Consider the following 22,676-nt stretch of genomic DNA (forward strand, 5'->3'; position numbering starts at 1 on the left):
CACCCGTGCACATCACATTAATCAGCATGGAGAGGAGTAAACGACCATGAAAAGAATCATGATGACGATGGCGCTGGCCACCGCCATGTTTCTGGCAACCACGATGGTGGCAACAGCGGCGCTGAAGGTCGGTGTGCTCTCCGACCTTACCGGTCCCACGTCCAGCGTGGGCGTGCCCTACGCGCAGGGCGTGAAGGACTGCATTGCGCACGTGAACGCCAACGGCGGCGTGAACGGCGAGCAGATCGAGATCATTCAGGTGGACTATGCCTACAACGTGCAGCAGGCCCTTTCCGCCTACAAGCGTTTCATGTCCGAAGGTATCGTGGCCCTGCAGGGCTGGGGTACCGGCGACACCGAAGCGCTGGTAAAGTTCGTCTCCCGCGACAGGATTCCGGTCTTTTCGGCCTCCTACTCGTCGCACCTGATGGACCCCTCCGCAGCCCCGTACAACTTCACCGTTGCGCCCGATTATTCCACGCAGGGCCGCGCCGGACTCAAGTACATCAAGGACTCCTGGAAGGAAGCCCGCCCCCCGCGCATCGCCTTCGTGTATCCCGACAAGCCCTACGGCCACGTGCCGCTGCCCGCCATGAAGGAATACGCCGTCGAACTGGGCTTCGAAGTCACCGGTGACGAAATCCTCGACCTGAAGGCCATGGACGCCACCCCGCAGGTACTGGCCCTGAAGCAGCAGAAGCCCGACTTCGTCTGGGTGGGCGGCACCACCCCCAGCACAGCCGTATTGATGAAAGACGCCAGCAAGCAGAACTTTGGCGGCACGTTCCTCGTGAACATCTGGGGCAACGATGAAAACCTGCACCAGATGGCTGGAGCCGCCTGCGAAGGCAACCTCGGCATGCAGGCCGCTGCAGTCTACGGGCAGGATGTCCCCGGCATGGCACTCATCAGGGAACTGACCAAGGACCAGCCCCAGATGACCCACTACATCCGCGGATTCGTCTCCACGCTGGTCATGGTGGAAGGCATGAAGATGGCCGCAGCCAACGGTGGCGTGAACGGCGAAAGCATCAAGAACGCCCTTGAATCGATGCGCGACTTCGACCCCATGGGTCTTGCCCCCGCCATCAGCTTCTTCTCCGACGACCATCGCCCGAACATGGCGGTGAACGTCTGTACCGTGAAGGAGGGCAAGATGACCTTCCTGCAGACCGTTTCCCTGCCCCGCGAAGCCAAGTGGCTGGGCAAGTAGCACCCACAATTGATCCGGGCCGGAGGAACGGCGTTCCTCCGGCCTGCAAAAAGCATCTGAACTGTACATCCAGACCGATCAGCAAGGCAGCTTGATTCATGAACACGACCGCAACATCCTCAGGCCACACCGCCCCCGCTGCCGCGCCCTTCCCTGCCGCAGATGCAGGACCGGCCGGCAACATCCTTGAAGTGCAGAACCTTGAAGTCGTTTACAACGACGTGGTTCTGGTGCTCAAAGGCCTTTCCCTGAGCGTGGCCAAGGGCAGCATCACCACCCTGCTCGGCGCCAACGGCGCAGGCAAGTCCACCACGCTCAAAGCCATTTCCGGCCTGCTTGCGGGCGAGAACGGCAAGGCCACTTCCGGCACGGTGCGGTACGAAGGTGAAGCCGTGCACCTGCAAAGTCCCGAACGCATGGTGCGGCGCGGCATCTTTCAGGTCATGGAAGGCCGCCGCATCTTTCAGGACCTGACCGTGGAAGAAAACCTGCGCTGCGGGGCCTACACTCAGCCTGCTGCCAGCTACGCGGACAATCTGGAGAAGGTGTATGAGTATTTTCCGCGGCTCAGGGAACGCAGGAGCCAGCTTGCGGGCTACATGTCCGGCGGCGAACAGCAGATGCTGGCCATAGGCCGCGCTGTCATGGCCTGCCCGCGACTTCTCTTGCTTGACGAACCATCGCTCGGCCTTGCCCCGCTGCTGGTGGAAGAAATTTTCGACATCGTGCGCAGAATCAACCGGCAGGAGGGCGTCACCGTACTGCTGGTAGAGCAGAACGCACGCATGGCCCTCTCCATGGCCGATTACGGCTACATTATGGAAAACGGCCGCATCGTCATGGACGGCAAGGGCAGCGACCTGCTGCATAACCCCGATGTGCAGGAGTTCTATCTTGGACTCACCCATGGCGGGGAAAAACGCAGCTACCGCGACGTGAAGCACTACCGGCGCAGGAAACGCTGGCTCGGCTAGTTTCCGGCATCTCGTTACCCGACCCGCATCCGTCATCACAGCCTATTGCCAGACAGGACAGCAACATGGACAGCAGCATGGACAGCAACAACAGCTTTCATTCTCCGGTAGAAAACGCATCCCCGGAAGCGCGGGCTGCGTGGCAATTCGAAAAAATCATGCACGTGGCAGGCAAGGCGGCGGAAGCCTCCGGGGAATTCCGTTCCCGCCTTGCCGCTGCGGCTATTGATCTGCGCGACATACGCACGCTGGACGATTTTGCGCGCATTCCCGTGCTGCGCAAGAAGAATCTGCTCGGTCTGCAGCAGGAAAAAGGGCTGGACTGGCTGCTCACAGCCGCCCCCGGCAACCTGAGCCGCATCTACCAGTCCCCCGGCCCCCTATACGACCCTGAAGGCAGGGAGCAGGATTACTGGGGCTGGACAGAGGGCTTTCGCGCCGCAGGTTTCCGCACCGGCGATCTGGTACAGATGACCTTCAGCTACCATCTCACCCCTGCGGGGCTGATGCTGGAAGAGCCGCTGCGCGAAATCGGCTGCGCGGTCATCCCCGCAGGTCCCGGCAACACGCCCGCGCAGGCGCAGCTCATGACCTCATTGCCGGTAACCGGCTTCGTCGGCATGACCAGCTACCTGAAGGTCATTGCCGAACACGCCCGCAACGCGGGGCTGGACCTCAGAAAGGACTTCAATCTCAGGGTGGCTTTCGTGGCAGCGGAGCGCCTGCCAGAAAGCCTGCGCAGCGAGGTGGAGGAAGCCTTTGGCATGCGCGTCCGTCAGGGCTACGGCACGGCGGACGTGGGCTGCATAGCCTATGAATGCGCCGAACTTGGCGGCATGCATCTTTCCAGCCGCTGCCATGTGGAAATCTGCGACCCGCATACGGGGCAGCCCCTGCCCATGGGCGAAACCGGCGAAGTGGTGGTTACTCCCCACACCCTGTCCTACCCTCTGGTCCGCTTTGCCACGGGCGACCTCTCCCGCATGGTGGACACTCCCTGTACCTGCGGACGCACCGCCCCCAAACTTGCGGGCATTCTGGGCCGCGTGGACGATACGGCCAAGGTAAAGGGCCAGTTCATCTACCCCGCGCAGGTTGCGGAAGTGGTCAGGACCTTCCCGCAGATTGCGCGGCATCAGGTTGTCATCACCAACGACAAGGGCAGCGACTGGCTGCAACTTTTCTTGCAGCTTGACGGCCCGCTTGATCATGCCGAATTCATTGCCGCTTTCACGGGCAAGATCAAACTGCGCCCCGCCCTGCATGTCCTTTCCGGCGGTGAAGCGCTGCCGGAGGACTGCCCCCCGCTTGTGGATAAACGGACTTACGAGTAGACTTCAGAAACTTTTGTTGCACACCGGAGGCAAAACGCCCTCCGGTCAGTGCAGCGCAACGGGCGTCTTCCCCGCCGTACAGGGAGGCGAACACGCCCGCCGTGTTGTTTTCAGGTGCTTTTTCAATCGGGCGCAGAGGATTTCCCTCTGCCCGCTGAAGGCCATACGCCGTTGTCATCAGCCTGCGCAGGCAGTGCCCGCTGCCTGACCGCTGCGAGGACCCCCATGATCAAGAGCACCTTTCCGAGCAACCCCGTCCTGCTCGTTGATGATGAAGAAACGTGGTTGCGCTCGTTTTCGCTGGCGCTCAAGTCCGCCGGCATAGACAACATTCTCTGCTGCAACGACAGCCGCGAGGTGGCGTCCATTCTGGAAACCACGCCCGTGGAGGTCATTGCCGCAGACCTTGCCATGCCCAACGTCACGGGTGAGGATCTCATCCGGCTGGTCACGGCGCAGCACCCCGACATTCCCATTCTGGTCATCACCGGCATGAGTCAGGTGGAAAAGGCCGTGCAATGCGTCAAACTCGGGGCCTTCGACTTCTTCGTCAAAACCTACGACAAGAGCAGCCTCGTTTCCGGCATCCGCCACGCCATCCAGATTCGCGAACTGAAGCGCGAAAACACCTCGCTGCGCACCCGCTTTCTGGACGACAGACTGGAAACGCCGGAAGCCTTTGCCCACATCGTCACGGCCAATGCGGCCATGCGCTCCATTTTCAAATACATCGAGGCCATTGCGGAATCCTCCCAGCCCCTGCTCATCACGGGCGAAAGCGGCGTAGGCAAGGAGCTCATCGCAGGCGCAGTCCACAGCCTGAGCGGCCGCAAGGGCGAATTCGTCACCGTGAACGTTGCCGGTCTGGACGACAACATCTTTGCGGACACCCTGTTCGGGCACAAGAAAGGGGCCTTTACCGGCGCCGATCAGGCCCGCTCCGGCCTTGTGGTGAACGCGCAGGGCGGTACGTTGTTTCTGGACGAGATAGGCGATCTTTCGCAGGCATCGCAGCTCAAGCTGCTGCGGCTCGTGCAGGAACGCGAATACATGCCGCTGGGCTCGGACCTCATCCGCAAGACGGATGCCCGCATCATCGCCGCCACCAACATCGATCCCGCCGCTACGGACTCTCCGCTGCGCCGCGACCTCTATTTCCGCCTGAAGGCCCACCACGTGCACATTCCGCCGCTACGCGAGCGCAAGGACGATATTCCCCTGCTGGTGGAGCACATCATACGCAACGCCTGCCACCCGGAACGCGCACAGGGCAGGCAGCCGTTGCGGGCGATTCCCAAGCTGCCGCCGGAACTGCTGCCCATGCTCATGGCTTACGATTTTCCCGGCAACATCCGTGAACTGCAGTTCCTGATCATCGACGCCATCAGCTGCTCCACGGGCGGCACGCTCAATTTGGACCGCATCCGCCGCCATCTGGGTAATCCGGAAGGCAGAGGCATGATACTGCCGCCTCAAGGAACGTCTGACGGTACAGGCATCACAGGTATTGAAAAGGTCGCGTTCGGCCCCGTGCTGCCAACCCTGAAGGAAGTATGCGCCGAGCTGGTCGGCGAGGCCATGCGACGTAGCGACGGCAATCAGGCGCTGGCGGCATCGGCCCTCGGCGTATCCCGTCAAGCCCTGAACAAGCGGCTGCATAACATGAACGGACAGGACGAGTAGTCCCTTCCCCCCCCCAGCGACACCGGAGTGCAGACATGAAGCGTCAAGCCCGACCTTCCGATTCGCCCGACAGGGGCCACTCTTCATCGGCTGTCTCCGCAGGGGCTGCGGATACGGCGCAGGATAACGCCGCCCTGCGCGAAGAGGTACGCCAACTGCGCCTGCTGCTCGATACGCCGCAGAACGTGATGCACTTCTCCTTTGACCCTTCGTACCGCTACATCCGTTTCAATCAGGCCCATGCCGACTTCGTGCGCCACAACTGGGGGCTGACCATCCGCGAGGGCATGAACATTCTGGATATATTTCCCGATGAAAAGGAACGCATTTCCGCAAGGGGGCACTTCGACAGGGTGCTGCGCGGCGAATCCTACATCCTCAAGCGCACCTATCGCAGACTCAAGGGCGAGATACGCTACTACGAAAACACCTACATGCCCGTGCTGGAAGACGGCCGCGTGGTCGCCGCCACGGTTTCTGCCCACGACATCACCGACTGGAACGAAAAGGACGAGGAGGGTCGCAAGTACCGCTCCTTCTTCGACAAGGCGCTTGAGGGCATCTTCCGCTCCACCGTGCAGGGCCGCTTCATAGAGGCCAACCGCGAAATGGCCCGCATTCTGGGCTATGAATCGCCTGCCGAACTCATGGAATCCATCACGGACATCAGTTCGCAGCTATACTGCGACAAGGATGCCCGCGACAGGGTGCTTGAAATCCTGCGTCAGCAGGAGGTGGTGAAGGACGTTGAAACGCGCATGTTCCGCAAGGACGGCACGCCGATATGGGTAGAGTTCAATGCCCGCTGCGAAAAGGACGAACAGGGCCGCACCCTGTTTGTGGAGGGCAAGCTGACCGACGTTTCCGCCCGCAAGGAGATGGAACAGCGCCGCCAGCAGATGATGCAGGCGGAAAAGATGGCCTCGCTGGGCCTGCTTGTGGCGGGGGTGGCGCACGAGATTAACAACCCCAACAGCTACCTGACGCTGAACCTGCCCCTGCTGCGCGACGTGTGGCAGGACACGCAGGCCATTCTGGACGAATACAGCGACGAGAACGGCGAATTCGTGCTGGGCGGCCTTGAATATTCGGAACTGCGCGATCACCTGCCCTATCTGTTGCGCGAAATGATGGAGGCGGCCAGCCGCATCAAGGACATCGTTTCACGGCTCAAGGACTACTCGCGGCAGGAACCGGAAAACGGACACGAATATGTTGATACCAACGAGGTTGTCCGCAGCGCCCTCACCTTTATCCGCCACAAGATCAAGCAGTCCGCGAGACATTTCGAGATAGTGCTGCCGGAAGAAAGCCCCGCAGTGCTCGGCATTCCGCAGCGACTCACGCAGGTGCTGCTGAACCTTCTGGATAACGCCTGCGACGCCCTGCCCGAAGAAGACGGGCAGCTGTCGGTCGCTTTGCGGACCGTTCAGGAAGAGAACGGCGCATGGGTCTGCATCACCGTGCAGGACAACGGCAGCGGCATTGCCCCTGAAGACATGAAGTTCATTGAAGACCCCTTCTTCACCACCAAACGCGCCAGCGGCGGCACAGGACTCGGGCTCTCCATCTCCGCCAGCATCATGAAGGAACACAACGGCGCGCTGGAGTTCCGCTCGGTACCGGAACGGGGTACCATTGCCACCATGCGCATCCCACTGGCGAAATAGACCTCCACGCTTCAGAAGCGCCTTTCCACCCCTGACCTCACGGCACCCCGTCTTGCTCTATTCATATCAGCATATTGACAGAAAAGCCCCACTGCTCAATCATACCCCCCGTGCGTACACGCTTTTCCACACTGCATTCCGCCGTCATACGGGCGTTTGTCTTCGTCTGTACCATCATTTTGGGCACGGGGTCTGCCGCGCTGGGCGACGACAATGCGCCACTGAAGGTTGCCACGTCCATAAAACCGCCCTACTGCACCGAGCAGCTGAACGGATCATTGGACACCCTGCTGGCAGACCTGATGCATCGGGCAGAACGGCAGTTTACAGTCGTCCGGCTTCCTGCGGAACGCTCCCTGTGGATGCTCAACAACGGCCAGACAGATGCAGACCTGCCCCGCATTGCCGGACTGGAAAAACAATACGAGAACCTGATACGCGTGCCTGAGCCGGTCATGCAGTACCGCTTCACCGCCTTTACCGTCGAGGGAGCCCCGAATATCGCCACCTGGGATGACCTACGCCCCTTCAAAGTAGCCTTCATCACTGGCTGGAAAATATTCGAAAAGAACCTTCCCCCCGGGACACAGCACTACAAGGTGAACAGCAATGAATCTCTGTTTGCCATGCTCCGCGAAGGCCGCGTGGATGTCGCTCTGCACGAGCGCTACCTTGGCGCGGAGGCAAGTCTCTGTGCCATGAAACCGGCTCAAGCGTCCCCGCATGATCTGGCCGTGCAGGACATGTATATCTATCTACACAAGAACGATAGAGATCTGGCCAATACCCTTGCACGGATTCTCAAGAAAATGCGCAAGACCAACAAGCGCGTTTCCAACGCTCCATCCCGCACCACGCGTCAGCAAGCCACACAGCCAGACGAAACACATCTATAACTGCCTCTGCACCTTCCTTCCTGCTATCATCACGCATTCCCTGAGGGCCGTCCGCGTGTCGCCCGTGTGCCTCATGTAGCTCATTAGAGGCCTCGCATGGCAAAGCACACGCGCCTTCCGGCTCCAAGGCAAGGAGGAATCATGAACAGACGACTCGCAATTTCCCTGTTTCTCGCAGCAGCGCTGCTTCTCACGGCCTGTGGCCGTTACGGCGGCGACACCTATTCACCTGATCAGGCCCGCATGGAACACACCGTTACCTACGGCAAGATCACGGGCATCAACCATGTGACCATCCAGAGTGACCAGACAGGGCTCGGCATTCTTGGCGGTATTGCTGCCGGTGGCGCAGTGGGGCAGGCCTTCGGTGCCGGAACCGGCCGCATCATCGCCATTGTGGGCGGCGCCATTGTGGGCGGCATTGCCGGTGGCCTGACCGAACAGGCCATAAACAAGCATGACGGACTGGAAATAACCGTGAAAAAGGACAGCGGCGAAACCGTGGTCATCGTGCAGGAAGCCGGTGACGAGGCCCTCCTCACAGGGGACAGAGTACGGATTCTGACTGCCAAGGACGGCTCTTCCCGCGTACGACCCATGCCATAGTCCGCAACACGCCCGTTTCAGGCACACTTGTTCAACTCTTGCCGGAGCACGGGGCGAACAAACGATGCATGCCCGCCCTTATGCCCTGTGCTGATCGGCGGGCAGCATCCTTTCCGGCCTTCCCTGGGCGGACAATGCGCCCGCAAAGGCGGGAGCATCCGGACAACCATGCGGTTCGCCTGACGTTTCTGAGTCGGCCCGAAGACGGCACGGGGCCGACGTCAAGTCTTGACATTTCAACGCCGGAGGAGGAGGGGAAAAGAATGGAGCGGGTAACCACTCCTGACGACAACACATAACCTTCGCCGCCCACACCGACGCCTGACAACCGGACGCAGGACACCACAGACCCGCGCAACCAGCCCGATCTGCCGATTCCCGCCCCTCTGCCCGCGACCGGTATCGCAGCGGCCAGCCCGCGAGTCATTCATGTCAGAGCGTTTGCATCTCCCCACGGACCGTATCATTGCGATAATCATCACCATTGCTGCAACGGCCATATGGCTGCTCAAGCCCGTTGCCGCCTCCGGCATCGCCACCCCGAACGCCGACAGCATTCTCAGCGTTATGGTCTTCACCATGGGCATGTGGGTCTGCGGCGTATTGCCGGAATACCTGACCACGCTCATCTTCTTCAGCATCATGATGCTCGGCGGCCTTGCACCTGCCGCAGTGGTCTTTGCCGGTTTCAGCTCCTCCGCCTTCTGGTTGGTATTCGCGGGGCTCGTCCTCGGCCTCTCGGTCCGGGAAAGCGGACTCGGCAAACGCCTTGCCGTGCATCTGGGAGCCTTGTGCGGCTCTTCCTATCTGACCATTCTGGCCGCCATGGCCGCCTTCGGACTGGTGCTCTCCTTTCTCATGCCCTCTGCCGTTGGCCGCGTTGTGCTCATGATCCCCATACTCAACGCCTTTGCGGAAAGCAGAGGATACAAAGCAGGCTCCAAAGGCGCAGGGGGTATTCTCATGGCTGGCGCAGCAGGCACCATGCTGCCCGCCTTCACCATCCTGCCCTCCAACGTGGCCAACATGGTTCTGAGTGGCACCATGGAAGCCCTCTACGGCACCGTCCCCACCTACGGCCAGTACATGCTCATCCACTTTCCGGTGCTGGGACTGGTCAAAATGGGACTCATCATCGCCGTGGCCGCATTGCTCTTCCGTGAAAAGCCCTCAGGCCCGCCTGCACAACAGGAAACGCTGCCTCCCGTCTCTCCGGCCGAACGCAGACTCATGCTGCTGCTCATATCGGCCCTGCTGCTCTGGATGACCGACGCAGTACACGGCATTGCCCCCGCGTGGGTGGGCCTTGCCGCTGCCGTCCTCTGCCTTGTGCCCAAAGCGGGCATGCTGAAGGAAGGAGCATTCTCCCGTCTCGGGTTCGCTTCTCTTTTCTATGTAGCCGGGGTTATCGGCCTTGGCGCAGTAGTGCGCGAATACCAGCTCGGCGTCCTCGGGGCGCAGGCCGTGCTGGATGTCTTTCCGCTCACCCCCGGTGCAGATGCCTGGAACTATGCGGTGCTTGCAGGCACCAGCACCCTCACCTGCATGCTGACCACAACGGTCGGGGTGCCTGCCGTCATGACCCCCATGGGGCCGGAACTGGCCGCCGCTTCAGGCCTTACGCTCATGACCGTGCTCATGACCCAGACCATCGGTTTTTCATCCATATTCCTGCCATATCAGGCTCCGGCCATCGTGGTGGCAGCCCAGATGAGCAACCTGCCCACCCGGGCGGTGAACAGCTATTTCGTTACCCTGTTCCTGCTGACCATCCTCCTGATTGTTCCGGCCAACTATTTCTGGTGGAAGCTGCTGGGCATGCTGTAGGCAAGGGCACTCGCCTTTACGCCCTGTAAAAGCGGCTGACACCATACCGCCTGAAACAGCGTGCAACACTGTCGACAGCACACTAAAAATCAAATTATTACACACTGATAAAAAACACCTCCATCTGGCCTGCTCCTTGCTAACACCTCTCCGTGTGCGGAAATCATACCGCACATGTCGCAATTCGTCGCGCCGGAGAGAAGCATGAAACACCACATTACAGGCCCCCCCGTCAGCAAGAAGGCTGACGATTCCCCCATCATCCCCGTTCTCACCGGGCTGCTGCAGGACTCCGTAGCGGCCTCTTCCCTGTTGGACGGCCTGCCAGTCGGCGTGGCCCTGCTTGATGCAGAGCGCCGCATCGTCAGGCTGAACAGCCGTGGCGAAGCCTTGCTGGGCATTGGCCCAGACGAGGCATGCGGGCTGCCGTGCCACAGTGTTATCCGTTCATCCCGCTGCTTCAAGGATTGCCCCCTTGCGCCTAACGGAAATAACAGCGGAAACGGCGGCATGATTGAACCCGTGGTCAGCGCCTGTCCCGTCACGCACGATGCAGACATCATAGACAGGCAGCGCCGCAAGGTTCCCGTACGGGCCTGCGTAGTGCCGTTGCATGACGGCCACGGCAAGCATGTAGGCTTCATGGAGGTGCTTGAAGAAGCACACCCCTGCCCTGTACCCGCTCCTTCCGCCAGCGGCGAATCCGGTCTGGAGGGCTTCATTTCCCACAGTCCGGCCATGCAGCCCCTGTTCTCAGCCCTGCGCATTATCGCAGAAACCGACTCCACCGTGCTTATCACCGGCGAGACAGGGACTGGCAAAGACCTTCTTGCGGAAGCCATACATAAGGCATCCGATCGCTCCAACGGGCCCTTTGTGAAGGTCAACTGCGGCGCATTGCCCGAGCACCTTCTCGAATCAGAACTTTTCGGCCATGTGCGCGGAGCCTTCACCGGCGCAGTATCGGACAAACCCGGCCGGTTCAGGCTGGCAGCGGGCGGTACGCTGTTCCTCACGGAAATCGGCGATCTGCCGCTCTCCCTGCAGGTAAAGCTGCTCACCGTGCTTGACGACCAGTGCATTCATCCCCTTGGCGCCACCCGCCCCGTCAGCGTGGATGTACGCATCATTGCCGCCACCCACCGCAACCTTGAGCAGATGGTACGCGAAGGCAAGTTCCGCGAAGACCTGCTGTTCCGGCTCAACGTGGTGCGTCTGCATGTGCCGCCCCTGCGCGAACGCGAAGGCGATGTACGCATCCTTCTGGACCACTTCCTGCGGCGCATGGGCAATTCCGGCAAACGCGGTGTGCAGGTTTTCAGCCCTGAGGCGCTGAAACTGCTCTGCGAATACGACTGGCCCGGCAATGTCCGCGAGCTGCGTAACGTTGTGGAATATGCCGTTCATTTTTCTTCCGGAGAAACCATCGGCGTTTCGAGCATTCCCAGATCCGTGCTCGAGCGCATTCAGCAGGGGCCGACCGGACGGCATAACTCTCCTCATGCCGCTCCGGTCCCGAGCCCCATTTTCAGCCCCGCTGCAGCCGAGCCTGCAACATCGTCGTTCCATGAACCAAGAAGGCTCCATGTGCAGGATGACATGCCCCGCCAGCCCGACAGACAGGTACCGGCATCCCCACGCAATGAGCCGGTCTTCCAGTCGTGGCAGGAAAAGGAGCGGCACATGATTCTGGACGCGCTGGAACGTACGGGCGGACGCAGACAGCAGGCAGCGGAACTGCTCGGCTGGAGCCGCAGCACCCTGTGGCGCAAACTCAACAGTCACGGCCTGGTGTAGGCCTTACTGTGGCCCCTCCCATGAACGACAGACATTCCAAAGGGACCATATGAAAAAGATACTCATCGCCCTGCATGGAGACGAGGTCTCCCCCCGCTTCGATCTGACCCGCGAAGCGTGGATAGGCAGCATTCATGACGGTGAGATCGTACGCCGCAGAAATGTTGTGCTCCCGCAGGCTTCATCGGAAGGCCTCTGTCATCTTGCGGTTACGGAAGATGTGGACGCGCTGGTGTGCGGCGGAATTGAGGACGAATTCTATCAATACCTGCACTGGAAACGGATTACCGTATACGACAACGTCATAGGCCCGTTGGAACATGTGGTACAGGCATACATTGACGGCACCCTGAAAGCGGGAGCCGTGCTCATCGAAGGAGGCCCGTCATGTCACGGTGGCAACACTGGCGTAAACGCATAACGGATATCTTCACCTTTCCGGAAGGGATGGACGAAGCCCGCTACCGGCACCTGAAGCGGAACATCGGGGTGCTCATGGCCATGGTTTCCATCGTGCCCCTGTGCCTGATGGCGCTCATCAACTTCCATATCTACCGCGCCTCGCTGGACAGGGAGCTTGAAGTGCCCATGCGCGGTCTGGTGAACAAGACCAAGCATTCCTTCGAGCTCTATCTGCGCGAGCGGCTTTCCGCCGTCAGCTTCATCGCCTCTGCCTATTCTTGGGATGAGCTTTCCAAGGAACAGACCCTGAGCCGCATCTTCCATATCGCCAAACAGGAGTTTGAAGGGCTTGTGGATTTCGGACTCATTGACGCGGAAGGACGTCAGGTGGCCTATGTCGGCCCCTACAAGCTCAAGGACAAGAATTACGCAGAGCAACCGTGGTTCCATGAAACCCGTATCCGCGGCTCGTTCATCAGCGACGTGTTTCTCGGCTACCGCAACGTACCGCACATCGTCATCGCCGTGGAAGGACACACGGTCTCAGGCAAAATTTGGGTGCTGCGCGCCACCATCAACACGGACAGATTTGACGAACTCATAGCCTCCATGGACCTTGATGCGGATTCGGACGCATTCCTCGCCAATACCAAGGGACTGCTGCAGACCCGCTCGCGCCTCTTCGGCGAACCCATGACCGAGTTGCCCTTCCCGCTGCCGGGCTCCAGCTATCAGGCCAGCGCCTTCCATGTGGACGCCCCTGACGGCAAACACTATTTTGCCACGGCCACCTCGTTTGTGAATCCGGACTACGTGCTGGTAGCCATGCGGCCCGTTACGGACCTCGCCAGCTCATGGTACTCCCTGCGGAGCGATCTGCTCATGGTGCTTGTGGGCGGCGCGATACTCATATGGCTCGTGGCCTTCAAGCTGACGGACATTCTGGTGCAGCGCATCATGGATGCCGACCGCAGCCGTGAAACGGCCTTCCGGGAAATAGAGCATACCCACAAGCTCTCTTCCATCGGCCGCCTTGCCGCAGGCGTAGCCCATGAGGTGAACAACCCGCTCGCCATCATCAACGAAAAGGCCGGACTGATGAAAGACCTGCTGGCGCGCGAGGCTGCCTCTCCCCTGAACGAACGCCTGCTCAAGCAGATTGAAGGCGTGCTCGGTTCAGTGGCCCGCTGCCGCACCATCACGCACCGTCTGCTCGGATTTGCCCGCCGCATGGACGTTTCCATCGAACAGCTCGACGTGAACGACGTGCTCAAGGACGTGCTCGGTTTCCTTGAAAAGGAAGTAGTGAAGCGTTCCGTCGACCTTCGCCTTGAACTTTCGGAAGCCTCGCCCGTCATCGCCTCGGACAGAGGACAGCTGCAGCAGGTGTTCCTGAACATCATCGGCAACGCCTTTGAAGCCATTCCGGACGGCGGTTCCATCACCATCAGTTCACGCACGGTTGAAGACGGCGTTACCGTCGCCGTGCGCGACAACGGCTGCGGCATGTCGCAGGAGACTCTCTCCCACATATTCGAACCCTTCTTCACCACCAAGAAGGGAACCGGCACCGGACTGGGACTTTCCATCACCTACGGTATCGTCCGCAGACTCGGCGGCAATATCGAAGTCTGGAGCGCCGTAGGCGAAGGTTCCATCTTTACCGTACACCTGCCGTGGGGCAAGCCGGAACCTCAACTCCCCCATGCAGAACAGGCCCACATCAGCTACACATCGCTTCCGTGGTCAGATCAGGAGAAGAAATCGTGAAAACCGTACGCATACTGTTCATAGATGACGAAACGGCCTTCACCGCCACCCTGCTGGAACGCATGGAACTGCGGAACATAGACGCCAAGGCAGCCCCGGACGGGCACAGCGGCATCGCCATGATGGATGAATCGGTTCGCAGCGGCACCCCGTTCGAGGTCATCGTACTGGACGTGCTCATGCCCGGCATGGACGGACTGGAAACCCTGCGCCACCTGCGTCAGAGACACCCGGGCGTTCCGGTCGTGGTGCTGACGGGCCACGGATCCACCCGCGACGGCATGAAAGCCATGCAACTTGGAGCCGTGGACTATCTCGTAAAGCCCGTGGACATAGATGAACTGGTCCGCGTGGTGCACAACGCAGCGGAATGCGCCGACGCAATGTCACCCAAAGCCTGCATGGAACAAGGCCCTGCAGAGCAAATATAATCAAACGCCGTGCAACGGGACCACACCCACCGTTGCACGGCGTTTCACCAAAGAGTTTCAGAACGTTTCACATTGTCTTCATGCAACATCCAGCAATGTGACTGAAACGGCACAACAAGCAATAACATATTAAAATAAAACACTCTTCCAGTTTGGCACGTGCTTTGCCTTAACACTGTCAAAGCGCAACACCAACTCCGGAACACCTTTCACCGGGAAAGGGCCGGGACAAGGAGGACACCATGACCGCCATCACCACCATACTTACCGACACCTTCGCTGCCACTGCCTTTGCGGAAGCCAACCTGCACGACCTCGCACGCGAGGTAGCCGGCCTCCCCGCCCCTTCCGGCAGCTTTGCGACAGACACCTTTGCCGCCGTGGCCTTTGCCGAAGCCAACATCCATGCCGCAGCCTATGAACTGACCGGCATGAGGGAGCCCGCCGAAGGCTACGTGAGCGACATCTTCGCCGCCACCGCCTTCACGGATGCCAACCTGCACGATGACGCCCGCCTGCTGCTGGATATGGAAGCCCCTGACGGCGAATGGCTCAACGATATTTTTGCCGCCACGGCCTACGCCGAAGAAGGCTTCCCCGATGCGGCCATGGAACTGCTGGGCATGCAGGCCGGACCGGAAATCGCACTGAACTGGAACACGGAAGCCCTTTCCGACACCTTTGCAGCCGCCGCCTTTGCCGAAGCCAACGAGCACACGCAGGCCGCCTCGCTGGCAGGGGTAACGGTTCCCCCCGCCACTCAGCGCGCCATCCGCATGCAGCGCAACCCGAACACCCCGCGCACGCTGGAAGGCTTCATGAACACCGTCGGCCTGCAGCGCGTCCCCGTCCGCTACGGCGTGGCCTGCCTGTAACCCGCATCTGCAAGATCAAGGAGAACTCACATGAAGAACATCAAGCTGCTCCTCGTCGATGACGAACAGGATTTTGTGGAAACTCTGGCGGAACGTCTGCGTCTGCGCGACCTCGGTCCCGACGTGGCCCTGAACGGAGAAGCCGCCCTGACCATAGTGAACGACAGCGTGCCCGACGTGATGTTGCTGGATCTGATGATGCCCGGCATTGACGGATGGGAAGTGCTGGAACGGGTGAAGATACAGTACCCCGATGTGCAGGTCGTCGTGGTGACCGGCCACGGGTCCGACGCGGACCGGGACCGAGCCATTGCAAACGGCGCCTTCGCCTACATGCGCAAGCCCGTGGACTTTGACCAGCTGGTTATCACCATCATGGCCGCATACGACCGCAAGCGCGCCATGGAAAGCAGCATGCCGCAGGCTGCAACTGCCTAACCATTCGTATTTACTCCCGCCACACAGAACGTTAAGGTGGACAGACCCGAAACAGGTCTGTCCGCCTTATTTTTACAACCGAGGTGCCCATGTCCTTATCACTCCGCAAGCGAATACTTCTGCTGCTGACCGCCATCGTACTCGTCAACATCGTCGGTGCGGGAGTAACCCTGTGGTATACCCAGCGAAGCAAGGCGCTTCAGTCCGGCATTATCGATATGGAAGTGGGGGCAATGCATGCCGCCTTCGGGCTTACCTCCGAGCTTCTTTCCCAGCGCGGGTACACCACCTACTTCTTCCTGAACAGCGACCCCGCATGGCTCACGCAGATGGAAATCCACCACAAGGCCTTTCAGGAACAGCTTGAACGGGCCCGCGAATTTTCCACCATTCAGGGCGGGCGGGAAATCCTGAACGAAATCGAATCGCAGTACATACGCTATGTCTATGCCCGCGAGCAGGTCATCGAACACTACAAGAACAACCGTCGTGAGGATGGAGCACGCCTGCACTGGACCATCCGCGAACGCTTCCACAATATTCTCTCCCTGTGCGACGAGTTCCGTGCCCTGCATGAGGAAAGCATAGAAAGACAACGTGCTGCCTATCTGGATGAATCCGCCATGCTCGTGGCCCTTGCGGTCACGGGCATTCTGCTTTCCGCCTTCAGCGGTGCATGGCTGGCCTCCGTGCTGGTACAGCGAGTGCTGAACCCTATCCGCGACATGGCCAACAATACGCTGGAGGCACTTGATCCCCACCATAAAAGCCATGCTGCCACCGTCAACAACGAGGTGGAAGCCCTTGGCGACAAGCTGCGCAGCCTTATCACCGACGTGGGTGATGTGCAGAAACAGCTTGATGCCAGCCGCGAATCCCTCATTCAGTCGGAAAAGCTGGCACTGGTGGGCAAGCTTGCCGCAGGCGTGGCTCACTCCATCCGCAATCCGCTCACCTCGGTGAAGATGCGTCTGTTCTCGCTGGAACGCTCGCTGGAGCTTGATGAACACCAGCGTGAAGACTTCGAGGTGGTCAGCGAAGAGATTTCCCACGTGGAAAGCATCGTGAAGAATTTTCTGGAATTCGCCCGCCGTCCCAAGCTGCGTCCCCGCAACCAGAGCCCCTCGGACGTGGTGGACATGGCCCTGCGCCTGCTGCGGCACCGGCTGGAATCCAACGGCACGGAGATCGTGCTCAACCGTCAGGCACGCCTGCCGGAAATTCCCCTTGATGCAGACCAGCTCAAGGAGGTGTTCGTCAACCTGATGATCAACGCCTGCGATGCACTGGTTACCGGCGGCACCATCACCGTGACGGAAGAAACCGGCCTCATTGAACCCATGGGCGAAGTGGCTGTCATCCGCATTGCAGATAACGGTCCGGGCATTCCGGCCGACATCATGGACAAGATATTCGACCCCTTCTTCAGCACCAAGGAAGAAGGTTCCGGTCTCGGGCTTGCCATCGCCCGCCGCGTTGTGGAAGAACATGGCGGTTGGCTGCACGTACGTTCCGGCGATGACGGCGGCGCAGTATTTGTCATTGCCCTGCCGGGCAACAGGAGGTCTACATGGCTACGATCCTAGTGGTGGATGACGATCCGCAGCTCCGCCAGAGCTTCGAAAAGCTTCTGAAAGCCGAAGGGCACAACGTGCTCACGGCGCCGAGCGGAGAAAAAGGCGTGGAAATCGCCGCGGAATCGGAACCGGACATGGCCGTACTGGACGTGCGCCTGCCCGGCATGAACGGACTTGAAACCTTCAAGGTGCTGCGCGGCATGTATCCCGCGCTTCCCGTTCTGGTCATGACGGCTTACGGCACCACGGAGACGGCCATTGAGGCCACCAAGATGGGGGCTTTCGACTACGTCATGAAGCCCTTCAACGTGCCGGATGTGCTCGCCCTCATCGGCCGTGCGGTGGAAGTGCGGGCCCCCAGACCCATGAGCAGCGATTCCGTCGCCACCTCCCACGCCCTGCTCGGCCGCAGCGTGGCCATGCAGGAAGTCTGCAAACAGATAGGCCGCGCCGCTCCCACGCAGGCTACCATTCTCATCCGCGGCGAATCCGGCACCGGCAAGGAGCTTGTGGCCAACGCCGTACACAAGCACAGCACCCGCTCCGAACACCCTTTCTGCGTCATCAACTGTGTGGCCATTCCTGAAACCCTGCTGGAGAGCGAACTCTTCGGCTACGAAAAGGGCGCATTCACCGGTGCCAGCAACCGCAAGGCAGGCAAGATTGAACAGGCCAACCGCGGCACGGTGTTTCTCGATGAAATCGGCGACATGCCCCCTTCCATTCAGGCCAAGATTCTGCGCCTGCTGCAGGAACGCCAGATCGAGCGACTTGGCGGCAAACTGCCCATTCCGGTTGATGTCCGCATCATCGCCGCCACCAACCGCGACCTGGAAAAAGCCGTAGCCTCCGGCGACTTCCGTGAAGATCTTTATTACCGCCTGAACGTGGTATCCCTGACGCTCCCCCCGCTGCGCGAGCGCCGCGAGGACATTCCCCTGCTGGCGGTTCACTTCCTTGAAAAGTACGCCAATGAACTGAACATGCCCAACCCCGGCCTCACGGAACGGGCCAAGGCCGCCCTGCAGGATTTCCCATGGCCGGGCAACGTCCGTGAGCTTGGCAACATGATACAGAAGGCCCTCATCTTCAGCCGCGGCCTTCCCATAGACGCCGAAGATATCGCCGCCCTGCTCGGAGAAGCCGTTTCTGCTTCCGGCGGACTGGACGAGAACACCGAAGAGTCGGTCGTCCGCTGGGTTCGCCATGCCCTGCTGGCCGAGCCGGGTGACGGTCTGTTTGAAGCACTGGGCGACAGGTTCTGCGCCATCGTCATCCGCGAAGCGCTCACCCTCACCGGCGGCAACCGCACGAGGGCTTCCAAGCTGCTGGGCATGTCCCGGCCCACGCTCATCGCCCGCATCGAAAAATACGGTCTCAAGGTGGAGGCATCCGTCAGTTAACCTTCCGCCCCTGTCTGTAAACAGACATGACACCCTGCCCTTTGCTGTCCATATCCGGACAGACAGATCGTAAAAAAGCCTGACACCGAAGGCGGCCCCTGCTTGGGGCCGCCTTTTTCATTGTCGTCACAATATGCTGTTATACAAGGATAATATTTTGCAAAAAGAGCGCACACTTTTGGCACGCCGGTTGCCTTTAGTGGGGCATGAACATGTATCAGGTCATAGACAAGGGTGCCTGCACCATACTCATAGCGGAGCGTAACAGCCGAATCGGCGCGCTGCTGGAGAAGGCCTTTCAGAACAGGGGCTATCCGGTACTGCTCGCCGCCAACGGTTATGAAGCCGCTGAGATTCTGATCAGGGAGAACCCCGCCCTGCTCGTGCTGGACCCTGACCTGCCTTACCTGTTCGCGCTTCTGGAAGCCGGCAAGGGCATTCTGACAGAAAGAGTGCCTGTCATCCTTCACCCGCTCTCCGCCGGGGAGGATATCGGAATTGCCGTGCCGACTTCCGGAACAGTGTACAAGGAAGCAGACCCCGAGAGGCTGCTTCTGGCGGTTGAATCAACACTGACAGGTCAGGCCATGCGGGAGGTTCAGAGATGACCCTAACCCAAAACCCACATGACTCCTTCCGCTGGCTGGCCGCCAGAGTGATTCTACTTTCCGCAACGCCGGTGGCTCTGCTTGCCCTTGTGGTCAGCAGCCTGCTGTTCACGGCGTACGGTAGCGATGCGCAGCGTCCCTTCGGTGCACTGGTTCATGCAGTGACCAAGCAGGCCCAGTCCGTGCCGGAGGCGCTCCGCAACGCCCGTGATGCCTTTCCGTCAGCAACCGTCATCTACATAGAGAACGGTGCGGTTGTGCAGTCGGAAGGCGAGGTGGTTCACCACCCCGTATCGGAAGAAGCAGCCCAGCTTGCCGCAACGCTGCAGGCAGATGAAGGACTGGGATGGACGATCAAGACCGTCACGCCGCCCTTCCCCGGCAGCATTGCCATGGCCGCAGTGGCTCTGCAGTTCGCCGCACCGGAGGCCCTGAGCCGCGCCGTTGTCGTGGCCACGCCGCTGGGTTCGCTGTTTCCGCAGATGGAATTCGCATGGGGCATGACGCTGATCGTTTCCGGCGTGCTTGCAATGCTGCTCATATACAACTCGCTGGTTTTCTCCGGCTACGTGCAGCAGAAGCTCTCTTCCGAGGAACTGCGCCGCCGCGCCCTTGAACGCCGCATGGTGGAGGCCAACCGGCTCTCTTCTCTCGGCACGTTGGCTGCGGGCATAGCCCATGAAATCAACAATCCGGTTTCCATCATGACGCAGGAAGCCGGCTGGATAGAAGATCTGACTGAAGACAATCTGCCCCGAGAAGAGCTGGCCGAGAAGGTACGCACATCCGCCCAGACCATCCGCACGCAGGGCGCCCGCTGCCGCGACATCACCCACAACCTGCTGCGCCTGTCCAGGCAGGGGGCAGTAGAGGCGGCTCCGGTGGACCTGAACCAGACAGCCGAAGAGGTGGCTGCCCTGAGCAAACACCGCTGCACCCGACAGGGGGTGACGCTGACTGTTCGCACCCAGCCCGGCATTTCAACGGCATACGCGGCACAGGCACATGTTCAACAGATACTGATGAACCTTGTAGGGAACGCGCTCGACGCCATGCAGAATCAGGAACACGGCACCCTTTCCCTGTTCACCTGGGAAGAAAGCGACAGGGTGTGCATTGCGGTAGCCGACAGCGGCCCCGGCATGAGCGAGGCGATACGTTCCAGAATTTTCGAGCCCTTCTTCACCACCAAACCGTCTGGCAAGGGCACCGGACTTGGGCTGGCCATCTGCTACGGACTGGCCAGGCGCAACAAGGGCACACTGAGCGTCCGCAGCGCGGAAGGAGAAGGCACCATATTTGTTCTGGCCCTGCCCCGCATGGAAACCGATGAGGACATGCTGGCAGAACAGGACAACGAGGACGAGAACAGAGCTCCCGCAGAACCGGAGCAGAACCACCGACCCGAAGGAGACTTGGCATGACCACCGAACCCATGACCGTATTGCTGGTAGACGACGAACCCGACTTTCTCTCCGTCGTGGCCCGCAGGCTGGAAAGGCGCGAAATGCAGGTCCATGCCGTAGGGTCCGGCGAAGAGGCACTGGCACTGCTGGAAAACCATCCGGTCGATGCTGTTGTACTGGATGTGAAAATGCCCGGAATGGACGGAATCGAAACCCTCAAGCGCATCAAGGCGGCCCACCCTGAGGTGGAAGTCATCATGCTCACGGGCCACGCCGACCTCGAAGTCGCCATCAGCGGCATGGCGCTTGGCGCTTTCGATTACCTGCTCAAACCGGCAGACATTGACGAGTTGATGTTCAAGTTGCGGGACGCGTCCCGCACAAGGCTGCGGGTCTGATCCTCAAATACGGAAGCGTGCAGTTCGGCAAATGTGTGGCACGTCGGCACGCTTCAATCTGAAGAAACAGACCCCCTTGAAACGAACGCTCTTACGGAGGAAGGTTAACGCGATGAGGAAGTTTTACTCAATGATGATGGCAGCATCTGCCGCCCACGCGCGGTGGGATTATGAACAGTCCATGAGCATTCTGAAGAGCCGCAAGAAAATGCTGTTCCTTATGCTTCTGGCGCTCCCCGCGCTGCTGGTTTCACTGGCAGTGGCCGGCGACGTGATGCCCTCGATGCTTGGCGGCAAGTCTGCATACAGCCCGGCGCACTACACGCCCTCGGTATTTCTTGTTTCCATCCTGATCGGCCTGTGTGCCGGTCTGATCACCGGCTGCATCGGCGCCGGCGGCGGCTTCATTATCACCCCCGCGCTCATGAGCGCCGGCATCAAGGGTATTCTGGCGGTTGGTACCGACCTGTTCCACATCTTCGCCAAGGCGATCATGGGTACTGCGGTGCACAAGAAGCTGGGCAACGTTAACACCAAGCTCGCCGTCGCCTTCCTTGTCGGCTCCGGCGTGGGTGTTACCGGCGGCGGTCTTATCAACCGCGCCCTGTACGAACTGAACCCCGTGCTCAGCGACACCTTCATCAGCGCCATTTACGTGGTTCTGCTCGGCTTCCTCGGCTTCTACTCCATGGCCGACTTCCTGAAGCTGCGCAAGGCTGACGACGGCGGCTGCGCTCACGGCGGTCCCGCTCCGACCGAAGGTACCGGCCTGCCCGCAAAGCTGCAGTCCATCAACATTCCGCCCATGATCACCTTTGACGAAGACCTCGTGCCCGGCGGCAAGAAGATCTCCGGCGTCATGGTTGCCATCAGCGGCGTGTTCGTAGGTTTCCTCGCAGCCATCATGGGTGTGGGCGGCGGTTTCGTAACCTTCCCCATCTTCGTATACGTGCTGGGCGTTTCCAGCTTCACCACCGTGGGTACGGACATCCTGCAGATCATCTTTACCGCAGGCTACGCCTCCATTACCCAGTACGCCATCTACGGCTTCATCTTCTACACGCTGGCCATGGGCATGCTGCTCGGCTCCCTGCTGGGCATCCAGCTGGGCGCACTGACCACCCGCGTGGTCAAGGGCATCTACATCCGCGGTTTCTACGCCATCGCGATTCTCGCCGGCTTCATCAACCGCCTGTTCGACCTGCCCTCCAAGCTCGTATCCATGGAAATCATCGACCTGCCTGCCTCGTTGGTAGCCAACCTCTCAACCGTGGGCAGCTATCTGTTCTTCGCAGTCGTAGCGGCATTCGGCTTCTGGGTTATCTCCACCTTCATCACCAAGATTCCTGCACTCAGGGAGGGCTAAAC

General features: G+C 60.2%; 20 protein-coding genes. All 20 read left to right on the forward strand.

Going from position 1 to position 22,676, the window contains the following annotated elements:
- Positions 1 to 46: 46 nt before the first annotated feature.
- Complete coding sequence (locus tag N1030_RS10545; protein ID WP_265825442.1) at positions 47 to 1,213, forward strand: ABC transporter substrate-binding protein; 1,167 nt, start codon at positions 47 to 49, stop codon at positions 1,211 to 1,213.
- A gap of 98 nt (positions 1,214 to 1,311) precedes the next feature.
- Positions 1,312 to 2,187 carry an ABC transporter ATP-binding protein gene (locus N1030_RS10550; protein ID WP_265825443.1) on the forward strand — a complete coding sequence of 292 codons (876 nt, stop codon included), beginning with the start codon at positions 1,312 to 1,314 and terminating at the stop codon, positions 2,185 to 2,187.
- 65 nt (positions 2,188 to 2,252) lie between these two features.
- Positions 2,253 to 3,521, forward strand: a complete 1,269-nt coding sequence (locus tag N1030_RS10555; RefSeq protein ID WP_265825444.1) for a phenylacetate--CoA ligase family protein — start codon at positions 2,253 to 2,255, stop codon at positions 3,519 to 3,521.
- Positions 3,522 to 3,746: 225 nt separating this feature from the next.
- Complete coding sequence (locus N1030_RS10560) at positions 3,747 to 5,204, forward strand: sigma-54-dependent transcriptional regulator (RefSeq protein WP_265825445.1); 1,458 nt, start codon at positions 3,747 to 3,749, stop codon at positions 5,202 to 5,204.
- Between the two features lie 35 nt (positions 5,205 to 5,239).
- Positions 5,240 to 6,874, forward strand: coding sequence for a PAS domain-containing sensor histidine kinase (locus N1030_RS10565; RefSeq protein WP_265825446.1), 1,635 nt, complete (start codon positions 5,240 to 5,242; stop codon positions 6,872 to 6,874).
- A gap of 110 nt (positions 6,875 to 6,984) precedes the next feature.
- Complete coding sequence (locus N1030_RS10570; RefSeq protein WP_265825447.1) at positions 6,985 to 7,770, forward strand: substrate-binding periplasmic protein; 786 nt, start codon at positions 6,985 to 6,987, stop codon at positions 7,768 to 7,770.
- 141 nt (positions 7,771 to 7,911) lie between these two features.
- Complete coding sequence (locus tag N1030_RS10575; RefSeq protein ID WP_265825448.1) at positions 7,912 to 8,376, forward strand: outer membrane lipoprotein; 465 nt, start codon at positions 7,912 to 7,914, stop codon at positions 8,374 to 8,376.
- A 429-nt stretch (positions 8,377 to 8,805) separates the two neighbouring features.
- Positions 8,806 to 10,203, forward strand: a complete 1,398-nt coding sequence (locus N1030_RS10580) for an SLC13 family permease (RefSeq protein ID WP_265825449.1) — start codon at positions 8,806 to 8,808, stop codon at positions 10,201 to 10,203.
- A 204-nt stretch (positions 10,204 to 10,407) separates the two neighbouring features.
- Positions 10,408 to 12,000: a sigma-54 interaction domain-containing protein gene (locus N1030_RS10585; RefSeq protein WP_265825450.1), complete on the forward strand. Its 1,593-nt coding sequence runs from the start codon at positions 10,408 to 10,410 to the stop codon at positions 11,998 to 12,000.
- A gap of 49 nt (positions 12,001 to 12,049) precedes the next feature.
- Positions 12,050 to 12,421, forward strand: a complete 372-nt coding sequence (locus N1030_RS10590) for a NifB/NifX family molybdenum-iron cluster-binding protein (protein ID WP_265825451.1) — start codon at positions 12,050 to 12,052, stop codon at positions 12,419 to 12,421.
- Positions 12,388 to 14,172 carry a sensor histidine kinase gene (locus N1030_RS10595; protein WP_265825452.1) on the forward strand — a complete coding sequence of 595 codons (1,785 nt, stop codon included), beginning with the start codon at positions 12,388 to 12,390 and terminating at the stop codon, positions 14,170 to 14,172. Before N1030_RS10590 ends, N1030_RS10595 begins: the two co-directional genes overlap by 34 nt.
- Complete coding sequence (locus N1030_RS10600; protein ID WP_265825453.1) at positions 14,169 to 14,603, forward strand: response regulator; 435 nt, start codon at positions 14,169 to 14,171, stop codon at positions 14,601 to 14,603. The genes N1030_RS10595 and N1030_RS10600 overlap by 4 nt, the downstream gene beginning before the upstream one ends.
- Positions 14,604 to 14,845: 242 nt before the next feature.
- On the forward strand, positions 14,846 to 15,478 hold the full coding sequence (locus tag N1030_RS10605) for a hypothetical protein (RefSeq protein ID WP_265825454.1): 633 nt from the start codon (positions 14,846 to 14,848) through the stop codon (positions 15,476 to 15,478).
- 30 nt (positions 15,479 to 15,508) lie between these two features.
- Positions 15,509 to 15,916, forward strand: a complete 408-nt coding sequence (locus N1030_RS10610; protein ID WP_265825455.1) for a response regulator — start codon at positions 15,509 to 15,511, stop codon at positions 15,914 to 15,916.
- Between the two features lie 89 nt (positions 15,917 to 16,005).
- Positions 16,006 to 17,502 carry an ATP-binding protein gene (locus N1030_RS10615; protein WP_265825456.1) on the forward strand — a complete coding sequence of 499 codons (1,497 nt, stop codon included), beginning with the start codon at positions 16,006 to 16,008 and terminating at the stop codon, positions 17,500 to 17,502.
- Complete coding sequence (locus N1030_RS10620) at positions 17,487 to 18,896, forward strand: sigma-54-dependent transcriptional regulator (RefSeq protein WP_265825457.1); 1,410 nt, start codon at positions 17,487 to 17,489, stop codon at positions 18,894 to 18,896. The genes N1030_RS10615 and N1030_RS10620 overlap by 16 nt, the downstream gene beginning before the upstream one ends.
- Before the next feature lie 212 nt (positions 18,897 to 19,108).
- The gene (locus N1030_RS10625) at positions 19,109 to 19,504 is read left to right on the forward strand and encodes a DNA-binding transcriptional response regulator (protein WP_265825458.1); all 396 of its coding nucleotides are present in this window, start codon (positions 19,109 to 19,111) and stop codon (positions 19,502 to 19,504) included.
- The gene (locus N1030_RS10630; protein WP_265825459.1) at positions 19,501 to 20,928 is read left to right on the forward strand and encodes a sensor histidine kinase; all 1,428 of its coding nucleotides are present in this window, start codon (positions 19,501 to 19,503) and stop codon (positions 20,926 to 20,928) included. The genes N1030_RS10625 and N1030_RS10630 overlap by 4 nt, the downstream gene beginning before the upstream one ends.
- Positions 20,925 to 21,308 carry a sigma-54-dependent transcriptional regulator gene (locus tag N1030_RS10635; protein WP_265825460.1) on the forward strand — a complete coding sequence of 128 codons (384 nt, stop codon included), beginning with the start codon at positions 20,925 to 20,927 and terminating at the stop codon, positions 21,306 to 21,308. The genes N1030_RS10630 and N1030_RS10635 overlap by 4 nt, the downstream gene beginning before the upstream one ends.
- Positions 21,309 to 21,438: 130 nt before the next feature.
- Positions 21,439 to 22,674 carry a sulfite exporter TauE/SafE family protein gene (locus N1030_RS10640; protein WP_265825461.1) on the forward strand — a complete coding sequence of 412 codons (1,236 nt, stop codon included), beginning with the start codon at positions 21,439 to 21,441 and terminating at the stop codon, positions 22,672 to 22,674.
- Positions 22,675 to 22,676: the final 2 nt, after the last annotated feature.

The sequence above is a fragment of the Desulfovibrio mangrovi genome (genome assembly GCF_026230175.1).
GTDB classification, from domain to species: Bacteria; Desulfobacterota; Desulfovibrionia; order Desulfovibrionales; family Desulfovibrionaceae; genus Halodesulfovibrio; species Halodesulfovibrio mangrovi.